This is a genomic window from Marinomonas rhizomae (genome assembly GCF_003315485.1).
GTDB classification, from domain to species: Bacteria; Pseudomonadota; Gammaproteobacteria; order Pseudomonadales; family Marinomonadaceae; genus Marinomonas; species Marinomonas rhizomae.
The window spans coordinates 19,336-36,069 of sequence record NZ_QNSE01000024.1; the positions used below are offsets into that span (position 1 = coordinate 19,336).

Genomic DNA, 16,734 nt, shown 5'->3' on the forward strand with positions numbered 1-16,734 from the left:
GCGGATTTAATTTTGTCATGAGACAGTAAAAATTAAATTCGTCCAACTATTTTTCCGTATCTTCAGCTAGACTGTTTTGCATTGAGTTATTTCGTTCCAATAATAAAAAACGTCATTCAGTAGGGAAAATACAATGTGTAAGCTCTTTGTGAATTCAGATCCTAGCCTATGGGAAAATGTCACTCGTTCTTTGCGTATTGATGGTATGGTTACCAGTATTCGTTTAGAAAGTTTCTTTTGGTTTACACTGGAAGAAATTGCCCAGCGAGACAAGTTGTCTCTTTCGCAGATGATTGCCAAGCTCAATCATGAAGCCTTGGATGCGGGCCATAATTTGGATAATTTCACGTCTTTTTTACGAGTGTGCGCGATGCGTTATCTGCATTTGCAAACCATTGGTATGTTACCCCATTCCCATGAAGTGAGTTTGGCGTCTCTTAATTCTGATCGTATTCTTGAGCAGGAGAAATACTATTTAGAGACGCATCAATAGCTATTACTTCATTGACGATATATTTCTAGATTTTTGCCCATCTCGCCTAAAATGCTCACGGCGTTTCCTATATAATGTGCGTCATCTCGTTGTTGACGATTCATTCAGTTTAAGCTTTTCCTCATTAGGAAAAGTTTTTTATAGGTAAACGGCACTTTATGTTTAACGCTTCATCTACTCGTTTAAATAAATACATCAGCGAAAGCGGTATCTGCTCTCGAAGGGACGCTGACCGCTTTATTGAACAAGGTAATGTGTTCATCAATGGCAAGCGTGCTTCGGTGGGCGATCAGGTGGTTGCTGGTGATACGGTGCGAGTGAATGGACAAATTATCGAACCGCAAGACGCAGATGATTTTGTGTTTATTGTGTTGAATAAGCCAGTAGGCATTGTCAGTACAACCGAAAGCAGTGAACGTCATAACATTGTTGATTTTGTTAGTCATGGGGTGCGTATTTTCCCTATTGGTCGTTTGGACAAAGACTCTCAGGGTTTGATCTTTCTGACCAATAATGGCGACTTGGTCAATAAGGTGTTGCGGGCGGGCAATAACCACGAGAAAGAATATTTGGTGACGGTCAACAAACCCATTACCGAAAGTTTCCTTTCTGGCTTAGCAGGTGGAGTGCCCATTTTGGGTACCATGACTAAAAAATGCCCAGTGGTGAAAGTGGCTCCAAACGTCTTTAATATTACCCTTGTTCAGGGGCTAAACCGTCAGATTCGTCGTATGTGTGAGCATTTTGGCTATGAAGTAACTAAGCTAGAACGCACTCGTATTATGAATGTGAATTTAAAAGGTTTGCCCGTAGGAGAGTGGCGAGATTTAACACAGAAAGAGCTGTCTGTGTTGCTTAAGTCTATTGAAGATTCCTCTTCAGAAGCCAGTGCGCCGGCTAAGAAGTCTCGTAATGCTCCGCGTAAAAATACGCGTAATGATGGTGCGTCCAAACCGAAAGCATCAACAAAACCAAAAGCACCCTTTAAACCAACAGGTGCGGCTAAAGGGAATACGAAACATCCTAAAGATGATTCTAGAAAGCCAGCGGGTTCGAAAGGCAAAGATCGTCGTCCTTTTGGTGATGCCAATAAGCCTGCTAAAGGGCGTAAACCAACGACCAATAAGCCGCAAACGACTAAGCCTCAAGGTAAATCGAACTCTAATAAGCCAACGGGTAAACGTCCGATACGCGGTAAAGGGCCTCGCTAAATCGAACACCTTGTGTGCCATTTGAATACAATGATGCGCGTAAAGACGTTAATTATTCTGTGTCCTTAATCGAGTCATAATCTTAAGCTTTCTCCACAACTATGAATTTTTCATGGTTGTTGCGGTGGAAGGTTTGTCGGACGTTTCCAGGTTATTTATGATGGGATTTTTCGTGGGCGAGGTAAGTATGAAAACGACATTGCGTGGTATCTTTTTAGTGAGTCTGTTAATGACTTTATCAGCGTGTGTGTTCATGCCGCCAGGTGGGCCAAACGGTGGTCCTGGTCACGGTGGTTCCGGTCCTGGCAATGCTGGTGGTAGCCCAACCGTGCATCGTTAAAAAGGAAAGAACGCTTCGGTGTTCTTTTTTTGTGTCTGTCAATTTGCTTAGATAGGAAGAGCAATTGATCTGGGAATCCCTGTGTTATGGAATGGAACATAAAATTTGTTTATAGCGCCATGGCGGTCATGCTGACGCTCGTGGCTTTTCTGCCGTATTTATTCTCGATTATTAAAGGTCAAACTCGGCCCCATGTGTTTACTTGGGTGATCTGGGCCATGACGACGTTGATTGTCTTCTTTGCGCAATATGAGGCGCAAGCCGGTTGGGGGGCTTGGCCGATTGGCATTTCAGGGGGGATTACGATCTTGGTGGCCATAGCGGCTTACTACAAACAGGCTGATGCCAGCATTCACCTTATTGATTGGGTGTTTTTCTTAGCCGCTTTATCTTCTCTGCCATTTTGGTATGTTATGTCAGATCCTATGTGGGCGGTGATTTTATTAACCACGGTCGATATGTTAGGTTTTGGGCCAACGTTACGCAAAGCCTACGTGTTTCCTGATCAGGAAAATGCGACGTTTTTTGTTGTATTTATCTTACGCAATACCCTTGTATTATTGGCGTTGGAAGAATATTCAATCGCCACAGCCTTGTTCCCTTTTGCTGTGAATATAGGCTGCCTAGCACTACTCTTTGTGGTTTTATTTCGACGCTACCAGCTTCATGCGGTTAAGCAATAAGGACAGTTATGTATACAGACGAAGATTTAAATTTAGCCGTGAAGAAGGGCGTTTTTTCAGCCCATTCAGTAGAGGAGTTCCGTCAGCTTGTATCTTCCTCAAATGGCTCATCGCCAGTAGATGAAGAAAACTTTCGTCTGGTGGGTGGTTTTAACGATATTTTTATTGTCATTGCTTGTGCTTTGCTGTTGTTCTCATCGCTCTGGGTGTTGATGTCAATAAATGAAAGCTTGGCGTATTTGGTGTTTGCTGCTTTATCTTGGGCTTTGTCAGAAATTTTCGTAAAGCGCCGAAAAATGGCATTACCTGCCATTGTGTTGCTACTGACTTTTGTGGGCGGAGCTTTTAATTTCGCGGGGTCTTTATTGGGTGATCAGTCTAGTTATGTGGTGATTTTTTCGACCGCGGTGTCTACGTTGGCGGCTTATCTCCATTGGCGTCGTTTTAAGGTGCCTATTACGGTCGCTGTTGGTACAGGAACGGGGTTGGCGTTATTGGGCTCCAGTGTGCTGAGTTTTTTCCCTCAAAGCGCAGGGTTTCTGATGGTCACTTTGTTTTTATGCGGGTGTGTGGCGTTTGTTTTAGCTATGTATTGGGATGCGGGTGATACCAGCCGTACTACACGCAAATCTGATGTGGCTTTTTGGTTACATTTGCTAGCGGCCCCTTTAATTATTCATCCTATTTTTTCTAATTTAGGTATCTTAGAGGGTAATGAAAGTTTGAGTAATATGCTGCTGATTGTTCTTTTGTACTTGTTGATGACGGTGGTGTCTATCTCGATTGACCGTCGCGCTTTTATGGTATCGTCGCTGGTTTATGTAATTTACGCTTTGGTGAGCTTATTTGAGCATTATGGTGGTGTGGGTTATAGCTTTGCGGTGACTGGGGTTGTAGTCGGAGCGTCTTTACTGCTGTTGTCTTTTTATTGGCATACGGTTCGATCTTTTTTTGTGCAAAGGCTACCTGAAGGTATACAAAATTACCTTCCAGTGATTAAAAAGGTATAGATATGTTTTTCCGTTTTATAGGTATTGCACTGATTGTATTTTTGTCTGGCTGTAGTGCCTTAAAGGATACGATGGATGTGCGGAAGCCAACAGCATCGGTAACGGGCGTTTCGGTTAAAAGTGTGTCGACAAAATCTATGACATTGCTGGTGGAAGTTAAAGTAAATAATCCTAACTCTTTTGACCTTAAAACGGCGGGTGTTGACTTGGATTTATTGTTAAATGAACACAAAGTCGTGAAGATAAATCAGCCTGATGCCAATTTATCTTTGCCTGCCAAAGGCAGTAATAGTATGCGCCTTCCTGTGACATTAATGTTTGACCAGATCTTCGAAAGTATTGGGGGCTTGCCTGATAAAAAGGGTCTGCAGTATGTTGTGAAAGGTGCTGTAGCGATCAATTTACCGGTACTGGGTGACTTTGATGTGCCGGTTGATTATTCCGGCGCGCTCTCGATTCCTAAACGACTCGATATGTTTTTTTAGCTGTGCTTTAAAGCGAACGTTAATTTAAGGCGTTAATGCATGCGTAATCGCAATATGATGTAAGGCTAAAGATAAAGGTTTACTATTTGCTAGGAATATCTTTGATAGCTTGATTCTTACCTGTGTCCTCGTGTTAGATAGGGGATGCTAGGTGCTTTTATTAGGGTTCATTTGAGTCGTGGTTTTAATTATGAGTCATGCTGTATTTCATGAAAATATAACGACTTGCGAAGAGTGTGACTTTATTAACGAGATTCCTCCGTTGAAAAGTGGGGAGCGCTTTCGTTGCCAGCATTGTGGCCATGTCTTGGTGAGCGCTCATAAGCATGTTGGTGCAAGGATTATGGGGGTTAGTCTTTCTTCTCTATTGATGCTGGCATTAGCCATGAGTTTTCCTTTTCTTGGTTTTTCTAGCAATGGTATTGGGCGTAGTGTCACTTTATTTAATACATTGAGCGTACTGCTTAGTCAGGGGTATCTTGTTCTAGGTGCACTGATTAGTCTGGCTTTATTTGTTTTTCCGCTGATTTATTTACTGTCCGTTCTGTTCCTGATCTGGTCTTTTAACCATCCGAATACCTTAAATTTTGCTCAGCGTTATTGTCTTCGCTGGATCACGGTTATTCAGCCTTGGTTGATGGTTGATGTTTTTCTTGTTGGGGTCTTGGTTGCTTTGGTTAAGATGAATAGCCTGGCCGATATTTCTTTTGAACTGTCTTTCTGGGCGTTTTGTGGTTATGTCCTGTTATTGTTGAAAACAGTGACGCTAGTCGATAAACGCTGGTTTTGGAATCAAGTGGCAGGTAAGTCGCCTGAGCATTCTGTGATTGCCGCAACGGCTAAAAAACAAGGGCTAATTGGCTGTCTTTTTTGTGGTGCAACCCTGTCTGGCGATGCAAAGCACTGTGATCGCTGTGGGCATTCTGTGTATAGTCGACGGCCAAAAAGTATTGGTTCTACTGTTGCGTTATTAATTGCTTCCTTGGTTATGTATGTACCAGCCAATGTTTTTCCGATTATGCAAACGACGTTTTTAGGCAGTACCGAACCTTCTACTATTATGGGAGGAGTCTTATTACTTTGGTCTTTAGGTTCTTATCCTGTTGCTTTAATCATATTGCTGGCGAGTGTTGTTATCCCACTCGCTAAAGTATTGGCATTAAGTTGGTTGTGTTGGCAAAGTTACTTTCCTGGTCGCAAACAGACCGCGCAAAAAATAAAGCTTTATCGTATTACTGAGTTGGTAGGTCGCTGGTCTATGATTGATGTCTTTGTGGTGGCTATTTTGACTAGCTTGGTCCAAATGGGCAATTTTATGTCTATTTTGCCAGGGCCTGCTGTGTTGTCATTTACGTCTGTAATTGTATTGACCATGTTGGCGGCGATGACATTCGACCCAAGGCTATTGTGGGATAAAGACGAAGCGCGAAGTAGTGCGCCGTTAAAAAGGGGAAAAGAGTGAGTGCTCCAAACAAACAAGTAGAGAGTATGCGACAAGTCAGATTTAACTCAATCTGGCTTGTGCCTTTAATTGCGCTTTTGGTTGCTGGTTGGATGCTTTACCAAAACTGGTCAAGTCAAGGCCCTATTATTACCTTAGTTGCCGCGAATGCCGATGGGTTAGAGGTGGGAAAAACCAAGCTAAAGTCGCGTAATGTGGATGTAGGGCGAGTCATTGATATTCGTCTTAGTCCAGACTATGAAAAGGCGATTATTCAGGTTCGGATGAATTATGGTACAGAGCAAATGCTACGCGATGATGCGAAGTTTTGGGTGGTTAAACCTCGCGTTGGTAAAGAGGGGGTCAGTGGTTTAGGGACATTGTTATCGGGCGCTTATATCGATATGACGCCTGGAGTAAAAGGCCGAATAGAATCGGATTTTACACTGTTGAGTCAGCCGCCTCTTTCTACTGAAAATGAGGGAGTACGCTTAGTTTTATCCAGTACCGAAGGTTCTAAATTAGACGTTGGTGCTTTGGTGCACTTCCGTGGTTATGAAGTCGGTTATGTCGAAAAAGTGGGTTTTGATGCTGATAAAGGTGCAATAACGTATCGTATTGTGGTGCGTTCTCCGTATGATTCTTTGGTTAATAGTGGCGTACAGTTTTGGATGACTCCAGGACTGTCATTTAAAAGTTCTGCCAGTGGCTTTGAGGTTCGTCTTGATTCACTAGAGACATTTTTTGCAGGAGGGATTTCTTTTGGTTTACCTCCAGGGAGAACGGCAGGACAACCCGTTAATGACATGGCAGCATTTCGTTTGTATTCGTCAAAAGAAAGTGCTGCGAACAATATGTACAGTCAATTTATCAATTATGTTTTCTTGTTCGATAGCAACATTAGCGGGCTGACACCCGGAGCTGCTGTTGAGTTTCGAGGCGTGCGAATCGGTACTGTTCTTGATGTGCCATTTAATGGTATTCCAATGGACTCTTTAGCCTCTCTTGGTACACCTTTGATTCCAGTACGAGCACGTATTGAACCACAGCGCTTGAATTTTCTAGACACCTCTGAGGCGATGTCATTACAGAAGTGGAATGAATTAATTGAAGATCGGATTAATAAAGGCGTTAGAGCGACGCTCAAAATTGGCAACTATTTGAATGGTGCAAAAGTTATTAATATCGACTTTATGAAGAATCCACCGGCAGTGAAAATAAAAGAATTTGCTGGTTATCAGATCTTTCCCACGGCACCAGATGCGCTTGCTAATATTGAAACAAGGGTGGGTGACATTCTAGATAATGTGTCTCAGGTTCCTTTAAATAAGACGTTTGAGCAGCTTGGTCAAACCATGAGTGAAGCGAATGAAACATTACGCCAATTACAAGAACTGAGTAAAAGCGTCAAACAGCTGTTAGATAAGTCAGAGACTCAACAGCTTCCAACAGATCTTGCTGCAACCATTAATGAGCTAAATCTAACCTTGGAAACGTATCAGGCTAATGGTCAAATTGGCCGTCCTTTGAAAGAGAATATGGTGTCGTTAGGGCGAGCGTTAAATGAATTACAACCATTACTTCGGCAGTTAAGAGAAAATCCAAACACGCTTATTTTTGATAGCAAACCGCGAGTAGATGTACAGCCAAAAGCCGCGAAATAGTTGAAGGAATAGAATAAAGATGATGATTTATGGACGTATTTTTTTACTGGTTTTAATCAGTTGGATGGTGACGGGGTGTGCAACGCCAACGCCACCCAGTAAAGAATATTTGTTGATGGATTCTGGGCTAAAAAATACTCAGCCTCAAGCAACGAAAACCATGTCTGTGCAACTTATGCCGATTGTAGTTGCCAATTACTTGGCGGGTAGTGAGATAGTATTAGTCACAAAGCAGGGCGATGTTCATCGCTCTCAGAACAATTTATGGGCTGAACCTTTATCGCCTCAGTTGGCTCGTTTAACACTGCAGCGGTTAGAAAAAACCTTGCCTAATATTACCTGGTTTGGTGGACAGCGATTGCCTTCTTATGCGATTGCTTTATTGAATATAGAGGTGGACGCTTTTTATGCTGATTTAGAAGGCTTGATACATATTACTGGTCGCTGGCAGGTGATTTCAGCGATGGGAGAGTTGGCGGCTTCGAATACTTTTGACGTTAAAAGTGAATTGAAATCGGATGGGTACTCAACCATGGTGCAGACGTTGTCTGCGAGTTGGTTTAATAAGGTCATTGATCCGATGGCAAAAGAAATAGCGCTTTCGTTTAAGAACTAAAATGCGTTCAGAAAATCGTCATAAAAAGGGACAGTGAATTGATTCGTTGTCCCTTTTTATTAGCGCAATTAAGAGTGCTTGCTAGTTTGTTTCGTTGTATTCATTCATGACGGCAATGTGCTCAGGCCCAATACCGCAACAACCGCCAATTAGGGTAGCACCATCTGCAACCCATTGCTTAACCCAAGTTAGGTAGGCTGGTGGTGTTAGATCAGCGCGTAATTCATCTAGGCCGTCGTTGGCCGTCGCATTTTTAGGTTGTGGTGGAAAAGCATTAGCGTAAGCACCCACTTGAATGTTATTCGCATTTAAAGAAGACAATATTGTTTGCGTTAGGCGAATTGCTTCTCCGATGATTTCAGGCTGACTGCAATTAAATAATATGGCATTAACGCCAATAGCATGCATGGCTTTGACGGCTTCAACAAGGGTTTCTCCAGAACGTAATAAAGGCTCTTCAGTTGGTTCTGAATCTTCAAGGGTAAAGGATACCCAGAAAGGTTTGTGATCCGTATCAATTTTATCAACCAGTGCTTTTACGCGAGTGGCTTCGTCAATTAAGCTTTGTGTTTCGGATAACCAAAGGTCTACATATGGGTTTAGAGATTCGATGAGTGGTACAGCTAGCTCTTCAACACGATCTGCTTGATAAAGGTCGGCACGGTATGAGCCGAATAAAGGGGCAAGAGAGCCAGCTACTTTTGCACCTGTTTGACTTTCATCGGCGGCTTCACGAGCCACTTTACCTGACAGTGTAGCAAGCGAACGGCCTTGTGTTTTAAAAACCTCTTCACCTATGTGGAATGGCACTAATGAATAGCTATTAGTCGTGATGACGCGAGCGCCGCTTTCAATATAAGACTGATGTATTTCTTTCACGATATTTGGTGCTTCCATCATGGCCAATGCCGACCATTCTGGTTGCTTAAAAGGTGCTCCGCGACGTTCAAGTTCTCGGCCTAAGCCGCCATCAAGAATGGTAAATGAGGTCATATAAAATCCTATAGTGTTTTAGAGTATGGCGCGATTTTAGACAGATTTTTAAAGTATTCAATGGCAATATAAATATTCAAGTGAAACTAGAGGTCTTTGTTGTAGCGCTTAAGCATATTTGCGTGTGTTTCCGGTTCTTCATCAAAGAGGGCTAAATGCTCTGCTGCGATACTGATACTAGCGGTGCCATTAACCCGTAAGGTTTCGTCCACACCGGGGATTAAGAAAAGGCAGCCGATATCTTTGGTCTCTAATACGTTTACTAAGCTATCTAAACGATTATTGCCTTTTGATTCAGGTATGACGATGCATCCCTCATTAATAATTTTTACAAAGCCCGGTTTACCGCCACGAGGAGAGCAATCTGATTTGCCTTCGGAATTATAACTGGCTAGGGTAAAAAATGGCGATAGTTGAATAAATGCCATTGAGTGCTTTTCTAGTTTTGTCAGTAGTTTGTCTTTTGCTCGGTTTTTCGCAAAACCAAATATACTTCTAAGCTCTTTTTCAGATCGTATATACATAAAAATATCCTTATTTTTTAGTGTATTTTTTGCCGCAACTAAGAGGATTGAGCTCGGCATGTGTTCGTTTAGTCTACTATAAAAAAGCTTGCATAGAATTTAGAACATGCATCGGATGAGTCATGTGTAAACAATGCCCATTACCTTCGATGATTTCTAGCTCGGCATCTTGTAATTTACTCTGGGTATATTTACCTACATTAACGGCAACCAAGGCGTCGTTTGAGCTTTGTAATATTAGGCATGGATGAAATATCTCAGGTAACAAAGATCGATAATCAGAAAAGAAAGTGGCTTGCGCAAAGGGTTTAGAGTAGGTGACATCGGTAGCGCAAAAGCTGCTCAGTAATTCATGTACTAATGCATCGCCTTCCGACATGCCTGGGCCAATAGGAGATAAGTCATTTCCCATCACAATAGGTGCTAGGTAATTTCCCCAACCTATATAATCCTTATCCATTAATTGGATTAGCCCTTCCAAGTCCTGTTTTTCAAAACCGCCTTGGTACTCATCATTTAAGTTTAAAAAACAAGGTGAAGGGCAAACGGCTACCATCTTAGAAAAAAGCTCAGGGCGTTGTTGAGCAACGATCCAACCTATGGTGCTGCTTATTGAATGACCAACAAAAATGGTATCTTTTAGATCAAAAGCGTCACATATTTCAATGATATCTAAGGCGTAGCCTTCCAAATGTTGGTAACGTTTTGCTTCATATGCAGAGAAGTCTGAATTACCGCTGCCAACATAGTCAAACAGTAACACTTGGTATTTTTTTTCAAGAAAGGGCAGCATAAAGCGCCACATGCTTTGATTGCAGCCAAAACCGTGAGCTAAAATAATTGTCTTTTCGCCTTTGCCCGTTAGCTGGATGTTATTACGAAGCATAACGTCTGATGACTTGTATTTTGCTTGAGGTGTTTTTGGCATTAAAGTGCTCCGCTATTTATTTGTATCCATCCTGTTGATCATCTAGGTTTTAGATCATAGATATAACGTTATTTTATAATACTTGTTTAGAGGTTTTTGTGATCTGCAGCAAGGTTTATTGAAGGAATGCTTAAAGTGCACTGGAAGTGTATAAAACGCCAACATGATGTTGGCGTTTTATACTCTAGTGATGAGGCTCTTTATGACGCGTTCTTTAGAGAGGGCAAGCGAGTTATTATTTCGCTCTGTTCTTTGCGGCTTCGATGCTTTTTTGAATCAAAGGCGAAATAGTTAAGCCTTGCACAATGATAGAGAAGATAACCACAACATAGGTAATAATAACCATGATGTCGTGTAAATCTAAACCTTTAATCATCATTGTATTGGTTGGAATAGCCGCTGCCATGGCAAGGGCTAAGCCGCCTCGTAAACCACCCCAAGTCAGGATTTTAACGGAATGCTTATCATATTCGCGGTAGCGTTTGAAAACCAGGTAAGGGCTGCCGACACTGATAAATCGGGCAAATAGAACAACGGGCACCATGACTAAACCTAAACCTATAATCTCCCAAGTCAGCGGCATAGTTACAATCAACATACCTATAATTAAGAAAAGAAGGGCATTTAAGAAGCTGTCTGTGGCATGCCAAAAGTCTTTTACATAACGAGTGCCGTCAGGCCCTCGTCTTTTTGATGCCGTTGCTCGGGTGATGTTACCCAGAAGTATACCGCTGGTTACCATGGCAAGTGCCCCTGAGATTTCCCAGATATTTGCCAGCGCAAAGCCAGCGGAAGGAATCGTTAAGGTGACGAGTAAGCGAGTATTGATGTCTTTGCAATTGATGATAACAAAGTGACCAACTAGGGCGATAGCAAGACCAAACACGATGCCGCCAATAGCGTCGACTAAAAATAGCTCGGCGACTTCTTGGAAATTGGCTTCGGTGCCATAAAATGCGACCGCAAAAATGGTAGTGAAAATAACCAAACCAACACCATCATTGAACAAAGATTCACCTTCAACCTGAATCGAAATACCTTGTGGCGCATTCATTTGCTTAATAATCGCCAATACTGCAATCGGGTCGGTTGGGCTTATTAAAGCACCAAATAGTAAACAGTAGATAAAGGGAACAGGGAAATTGAGAAGAGCAAATATGTAGTAGCTTAGGTAGCCAACTATAAAAGTAGAAACAAGTGTGGAAAATAACACTAAGATAGTGATCTCCCAGCGTTGCCTTCTCAATGCGGCTAGGTCTATCTCTAATGCTCCTGCAAACAATAAAAAACCTAACATGCCTTTTAATAAAAGCTGATTAAAGTCTATGCCGGAAACAACTTGAGTGATGAAAACCGCTGTTTCATCGCCAAGCATTTTAACCGCAAGAATCAGGAGTAGTGAAATTACGACAGAGCCAGTTGTGATGGCAATAGTCGTTTGCATTTTCAGTATGTATTGGTTGGTAAAAGCGATGAAAACCGCTAATGCCGAAAGAAAACATATGAGATACCAAGCGTTCATTTGAGAACCTTAACATTTATCAATAAATAGAGTGAGAGCCATTAAAGGGCGCATGGGGGATGCTGGAGCAGTATGTTATCCCTAGAATCTGTATCTGTCACTGTTTGGCTGTACAAAAAGTAGTCCTAAATTGTGCTATTTATCAAAAAATAGGAAAGTTTATTTCAAAAAATATCATTTTTAGACCGATTTTTATTTCCATGTAGGAAAATTACAACGAAAGTTAGATTTGTTTGTGCTTTTTTCGAATACCGTGAGCAAAAAAATTATTCTTCTTTTGAATTTATCTCTTTTATTCTGGTTAGTAGTGAAACAATTTAAAAAAAAACAGTTTATAAAATAATAATAAGGAAGCTCTTCATGAATCTATTTCTATATAAACCGAGTTTGCTCACCTTGGCCATCAGTAGTTGTGTTGCTTATGGTGGTCTGACAAATGCTGCAGATTTTTCAGCTATTCCACAATTAAGTGAAGCAACACCCTCCGTTCTTGCTGCGAGTTGTGACGGTTTGTCCTCTCTTTTAACGGCAAGTAATACGGTTATTAACTCTGTTGAAAGGGTTAGCAAAGGAGAACTAACACTGGGTGATAATGAGATTGAAGAGCATTGTTTGGTTAAAGGGAAAATGCATGAGCGAATTGGCGAGGTGGATGGAAAACCTTACGCCATTGGTTTTGAGTTGCGCTTACCGAAACAATGGAACGGTCGTTTTCTTTATCAAGCTAATGGCGGATTAGATGGGGTTGTGAGAACTGCAGAAGGAGCATTGGGTGGCGGTCCATTAACCGGGGCTCTATTACAAGGCTTTGCTGTAATTAGCTCTGATGCTGGCCACGACCGAGGTCTTCCAACGTTTGCATATGACCCGCAAGCGAGACTTGATTACGGTTATCAGGCTGTGGCTAAGCTGACTCCGATGGCGAAAACGGTTATTCATCAGGCTTATGGTAGAGATCCTGATCGTAGCTATTTTGCTGGCTGTTCTAATGGTGGGCGTCATGCCATGGTGGCGGCGACTCGATATGCCAATGATTACGATGGTATTTTGGTTGGTGCTCCTGGATATCGTTTACCGCTGGCGGCGGTGGCAAGTATTGCTGGAGCTCAAGTTTATTCGACTGTGCCGAATACGGATAAAAAAGACTTAAAAACTGCTTTCACTTTGGCCGAACGAACAATGGTTTCGAAGGCAATATTGGCGAAATGTGACGCTATGGATGGTGTGAAGGATGGTATGGTTCAAGACTTTAGGTCTTGTCAGACGGCTTTTAGTATTCAAACAGATGTCACTACTTGTCAGGCTGATCGTGATGGTTCTTGTCTCACTCAACCACAGAAAGACGCTGTGGATAGTATTTTTAAAGGCGTTACTACTCGTGATGGAAAGCGTTTTTATTCACCTTTCCCCTATGATGTAGGTATTAATAATCGTGACCAGATGATGTGGGAGTATTCGGCACCAATTGAACGTGATTCTGGTGCTGTAGCTATGATATTTAATACACCGCCTGTGGAACTTAAAGGTTACAGCATTCGTAACTTTAATGGCGCTGATTTTGTCTGGAAAGCCAATATTGATGATTTGGTGGCAAAAGTGAATGCGGTGTCGGGGGAATATAAAGAGTCGTCTATGTCATTTATGGCACCGCCTGCGCCACAAGATATGTCTACCTTGCGCGATAACGGAGGAAAAATCATGGTGTACCATGGCGTGTCGGATGCCATCTTTTCAGTGCAGGATACAGAAGCTTGGTATCAAGCGTTAGATGCTGAAAATAACGGCCATGCAAACGAGTTTGCTCAGTTTTATCCAATCCCTGGCATGGGACATTGCCGTGGTGGGCAAGCAACAGATCAGTTTGATATGCTAACGCCGTTAGTTGCTTGGGTAGAAAAAGGGCAGAAGCCTGAACAGGTTATTGCTACTGCTCGTGGAGAGGGGAATTCAGGTGGTGTAAACGAAGAATTGCCTGCCTCCTGGAGTGCCAATCGTAGTCGACCACTGTGTCCTTATCCTCGTATAGCGACTTATGATGGCGTGGGTGATGTAAACAGTGCGAAAAGCTTTTCGTGTGAGGCTCCATAAAGCCTGTAGTGTTCTTTGTGTAATGCAAAGGCTTGCCTATTAATAAGGTAAGCCTTTTTTGTTGAAATTATTCTAAATTGCTAGTGTGTTGTTTTTAATCGATCTGAGTGATGTCCCTGATTTTTTCTTAGTTTGTAAATTCTCTTCATTTCTTACCGATTTTCGTATTTTTTTGCCGTAATTTACTTACAAAACCTAACCAATCGGTTTGTTAGTAATGAAGCAAAGGCGTAAGGAGAGTATAATTTGCGGCATTTACACTATATGAGATCTTTGTGCGACGCCTGTACTCGTCAATACTTTGTGAAAAACAAACTCGAAATGCTCATTTATACCCCATAAAATCCGCTTTTTCGTTTATTTTTGCCTCGTCTTGGTTTCGCTCGTGGCATCGTAAAAAAGATCTCAATATGAAAGTTAGTGACATCTTTTAGGAGAATATTTATGGCAACACCTTCCCAGCACGATTTGCGTAATGATTTCCGAGCATTATTAGCAAGTGGTAAATGTTATTACACTGCTTCTACATTCGACCCTATGTCGGCTCGTATTGCAGCAGATCTTGGCTTTGAAGTCGGGATTTTAGGTGGCTCTGTTGCGTCTTTACAAGTATTGGCGGCACCAGACTTTGCTTTGATTACGTTAAGTGAGTTTACTGAACAAGCGACTCGAATCGGTCGTGTGGCGCGTTTACCTATTATTGCCGATGCAGATCATGGTTATGGTAATGCATTGAATGTGATGCGCACTATTGTTGAGCTTGAGCGTGCAGGTGTTGCCGCGTTAACGATTGAAGACACGTTGTTGCCTGCAAAATATGGTCATAAATCGACGGATTTGATTCCAGTAGAAGAAGCTGTAGGTAAATTGAAAGCCGCGATAGAGGCGCGTATTGACCCTATCATGAGTATTATTGCTCGTACAAACGCTGGGCAGTTGTCGACCGAAGAAACCATTTCACGCGTTAAAGCTTATCAGGCTGTTGGGGTTGATGGGATTTGTATGGTTGGTATTCGTGACTTTGCTCATTTGGAAGAGATCAGCCAACATATTTCTATTCCAATCATGCTTGTGGCTTACGATAATCCTGAGTTACGCGATCGTGAGCGTCTAGCTGCTAACGGTGTGCGTATCGTGGTAAATGGTCATGCTGCTTATTTTGCTGCGATTAAAGCGACCTACGATTGCTTGCGTGAGCAACGTGGTATTGCTGAAGGTACCTTAAACGCTTCCGAACTTTCTACACGCTATTCAACGCTGGAAGAAAATCGCGTATGGGCGAATAAATATATGGATGTTCAAGAATAATCTTTCTTTATACCAACACATGGTAGGTAGAATGAAAAAAAGTGTCTGAAAAAGGCCAGCTAACAACATAGCTGGCCTTTTATGTGTGTTTCGGTTTTAAATTAAGCGCTTAAATAACGAAAAGTAATGTGATCAACCAAGTTGAGCCAATTGCTCATAAGTATTACGCAACCACACCTTCATACGTTGACGCTCGGCAATGTTCATAATACTTTTATCATTCGCTACGGCCCAAAAACTGCTGTTATTAAAGTCAATTTTTTGAGTTAGCTTGCTTTGTAATTTTGGCAGCTCAATAATCAATGCTTCGCGATCAATCGCTTTTTTAAATGTGTCAGACTTTTGAAAGCGAGAAAAATCAGTTCCACGGCCTAGGTTTTGAACGACTACGAAATCAACTGATGGCTGAGTATAACGGTCAAGCAAATCATCCAGTAGCGCTACTGAATCGGCACCATCGTCCATGACATGCCATAGACAAACTTGGTAGCCCATTTCATCTAGCAAACCAAATACATCCGTTTCTTCAATCCATTTACCTAAAGGCTCTGCGGCTTGGGCAGCTAGGTCAATGATTAAATCACGATCTGGGTATGCTTCGATAGCTGCTAGCATGCCATCTAAACTGTCTTCTTCGCCAATCAGAATAGGCGAGGCAAATTCATTGTAGAAACGTGAAAAGGTGCCGTGTGACGCATCACAGTCAAACCCTAAAAACGGTTGGTTATTATCAATATAGAATTGCGCTAAGACACGCGCGGTCATAGATTTTCCGACCCCGCCTTTTTCACCACCGACAAAATGTACCTTACCCATTTAGATTTCCTTATTGAAGTTTAACTGGATCATGTTTTCAGGCGTACTTACTGGCCGCATTGTTGTATAAAATACATGCAGCCAATATTTTTTGAAAAAGCTTGTCGCTTTCATGACAAAGTAACAGAAAAAAGAATAAATGGGTTAGTAGTATAGGGGATTGGGTGGCTTTCCTAGGTACTTTAATAAATAGCTGCTAGTCTGAATGACTGTAAATTACATAATGTAAGGATTATTTTATGGAGATTATCGCTTTTTTATTCATTGGTGCTTTGGCTGGGTGGTTAGCAGGTCAGCTCGTAAAAGGTGGTGGATTTGGCTTGATTGGGAATATCGTTATTGGTGTTGTCGGTTCTTTTGTTGGTGGATTTGCATTTCAATTGTTGGGTTTGTACTCAGGTAGTTTCTTGGGATCCCTTGTGACGGCAACAGTCGGTGCTGTCATTTTACTTTATGTTGTACGGCTGGCTAAATCCTAGCCTTAGAATGCTTGATAAAAAAGCCCGCACCTCTTGATTGAAGTGACCCCCAATAGTTGGACAAACAACATTGGGGGTTCTTTTTATGTCAAAGTACAGTCGTGCTTTTAAAATCACATTAGCTCAGCAATGC

The 16,734-nt window shown here is 42.0% G+C and carries 17 protein-coding genes; 12 read left to right on the plus strand and 5 right to left on the minus strand.

Going from position 1 to position 16,734, the window contains the following annotated elements; translation table 11 throughout:
• Positions 1-133 precede the first annotated feature (133 nt).
• The 9 genes from DFP80_RS20300 to DFP80_RS20340 all read left to right on the plus strand — a co-directional run bounded on the left by DFP80_RS20300 (position 134) and on the right by DFP80_RS20340 (position 7,943).
• Entirely contained in the window at positions 134-493 is a 360-nt protein-coding gene (locus tag DFP80_RS20300; RefSeq protein WP_113918613.1) for a ribbon-helix-helix domain-containing protein, read from the plus strand.
• Positions 494-651: 158 nt separating this feature from the next.
• The gene (rluF, locus tag DFP80_RS20305) at positions 652-1,704 is read left to right on the plus strand and encodes a 23S rRNA pseudouridine(2604) synthase RluF (RefSeq protein ID WP_113918614.1); all 1,053 of its coding nucleotides are present in this window, start codon (positions 652-654) and stop codon (positions 1,702-1,704) included.
• Between the two features lie 187 nt (positions 1,705-1,891).
• On the plus strand, positions 1,892-2,044 hold the full coding sequence (locus DFP80_RS20760; protein ID WP_175020652.1) for a hypothetical protein: 153 nt from the start codon (positions 1,892-1,894) through the stop codon (positions 2,042-2,044).
• An 86-nt stretch (positions 2,045-2,130) separates the two neighbouring features.
• Complete coding sequence (locus DFP80_RS20315; RefSeq protein ID WP_113918616.1) at positions 2,131-2,727, plus strand: hypothetical protein; 597 nt, start codon at positions 2,131-2,133, stop codon at positions 2,725-2,727.
• A gap of 8 nt (positions 2,728-2,735) precedes the next feature.
• Positions 2,736-3,737, plus strand: coding sequence for a hypothetical protein (locus tag DFP80_RS20320; RefSeq protein WP_113918617.1), 1,002 nt, complete (start codon positions 2,736-2,738; stop codon positions 3,735-3,737).
• Between the two features lie 2 nt (positions 3,738-3,739).
• The gene (locus DFP80_RS20325; protein ID WP_113918618.1) at positions 3,740-4,222 is read left to right on the plus strand and encodes an LEA/WHy family protein; all 483 of its coding nucleotides are present in this window, start codon (positions 3,740-3,742) and stop codon (positions 4,220-4,222) included.
• A gap of 190 nt (positions 4,223-4,412) precedes the next feature.
• A complete protein-coding gene (locus tag DFP80_RS20330; RefSeq protein ID WP_113918619.1) occupies positions 4,413-5,684 on the plus strand; it encodes a paraquat-inducible protein A in 1,272 nt (423 codons plus the stop codon).
• The gene (gene pqiB, locus DFP80_RS20335; protein ID WP_113918620.1) at positions 5,681-7,327 is read left to right on the plus strand and encodes an intermembrane transport protein PqiB; all 1,647 of its coding nucleotides are present in this window, start codon (positions 5,681-5,683) and stop codon (positions 7,325-7,327) included. Before DFP80_RS20330 ends, pqiB begins: the two co-directional genes overlap by 4 nt.
• Positions 7,328-7,346: 19 nt before the next feature.
• A complete protein-coding gene (locus tag DFP80_RS20340; RefSeq protein WP_113918621.1) occupies positions 7,347-7,943 on the plus strand; it encodes a PqiC family protein in 597 nt (198 codons plus the stop codon).
• 81 nt (positions 7,944-8,024) lie between these two features.
• Here DFP80_RS20340 and DFP80_RS20345 read toward each other — a convergent pair whose 3' ends face one another.
• The 4 genes from DFP80_RS20345 to DFP80_RS20360 all read right to left on the minus strand — a co-directional run bounded on the left by DFP80_RS20345 (position 8,025) and on the right by DFP80_RS20360 (position 11,910).
• Positions 8,025-8,936: a homocysteine S-methyltransferase family protein gene (locus DFP80_RS20345; RefSeq protein WP_113918622.1), complete on the minus strand. Its 912-nt coding sequence runs from the start codon at positions 8,934-8,936 to the stop codon at positions 8,025-8,027.
• Between the two features lie 86 nt (positions 8,937-9,022).
• Positions 9,023-9,460: a pyridoxamine 5'-phosphate oxidase family protein gene (locus DFP80_RS20350; protein ID WP_175020653.1), complete on the minus strand. Its 438-nt coding sequence runs from the start codon at positions 9,458-9,460 to the stop codon at positions 9,023-9,025.
• A gap of 76 nt (positions 9,461-9,536) precedes the next feature.
• Entirely contained in the window at positions 9,537-10,388 is an 852-nt protein-coding gene (locus tag DFP80_RS20355) for an alpha/beta fold hydrolase (RefSeq protein WP_113918623.1), read from the minus strand.
• A gap of 235 nt (positions 10,389-10,623) precedes the next feature.
• Positions 10,624-11,910, minus strand: a complete 1,287-nt coding sequence (locus DFP80_RS20360; RefSeq protein WP_113918624.1) for a cation:proton antiporter — start codon at positions 11,908-11,910, stop codon at positions 10,624-10,626.
• 360 nt (positions 11,911-12,270) lie between these two features.
• On the opposite strand from DFP80_RS20360, the gene DFP80_RS20365 reads away from it, so the two are divergent.
• Positions 12,271-13,998, plus strand: coding sequence for a tannase/feruloyl esterase family alpha/beta hydrolase (locus DFP80_RS20365; protein WP_113918625.1), 1,728 nt, complete (start codon positions 12,271-12,273; stop codon positions 13,996-13,998).
• Between the two features lie 444 nt (positions 13,999-14,442).
• Positions 14,443-15,306, plus strand: a complete 864-nt coding sequence (locus DFP80_RS20370) for an oxaloacetate decarboxylase (RefSeq protein WP_113918626.1) — start codon at positions 14,443-14,445, stop codon at positions 15,304-15,306.
• A gap of 132 nt (positions 15,307-15,438) precedes the next feature.
• Here the strand turns inward: DFP80_RS20370 and DFP80_RS20375 are convergent, their stop codons facing one another.
• Positions 15,439-16,122, minus strand: coding sequence for a P-loop NTPase family protein (locus DFP80_RS20375; RefSeq protein ID WP_113918627.1), 684 nt, complete (start codon positions 16,120-16,122; stop codon positions 15,439-15,441).
• A 239-nt stretch (positions 16,123-16,361) separates the two neighbouring features.
• Here DFP80_RS20375 and DFP80_RS20380 point away from each other — a divergent pair, with 239 nt between their 5' ends.
• A complete protein-coding gene (locus DFP80_RS20380) occupies positions 16,362-16,601 on the plus strand; it encodes a GlsB/YeaQ/YmgE family stress response membrane protein (protein WP_113918628.1) in 240 nt (79 codons plus the stop codon).
• Positions 16,602-16,734: the final 133 nt, after the last annotated feature.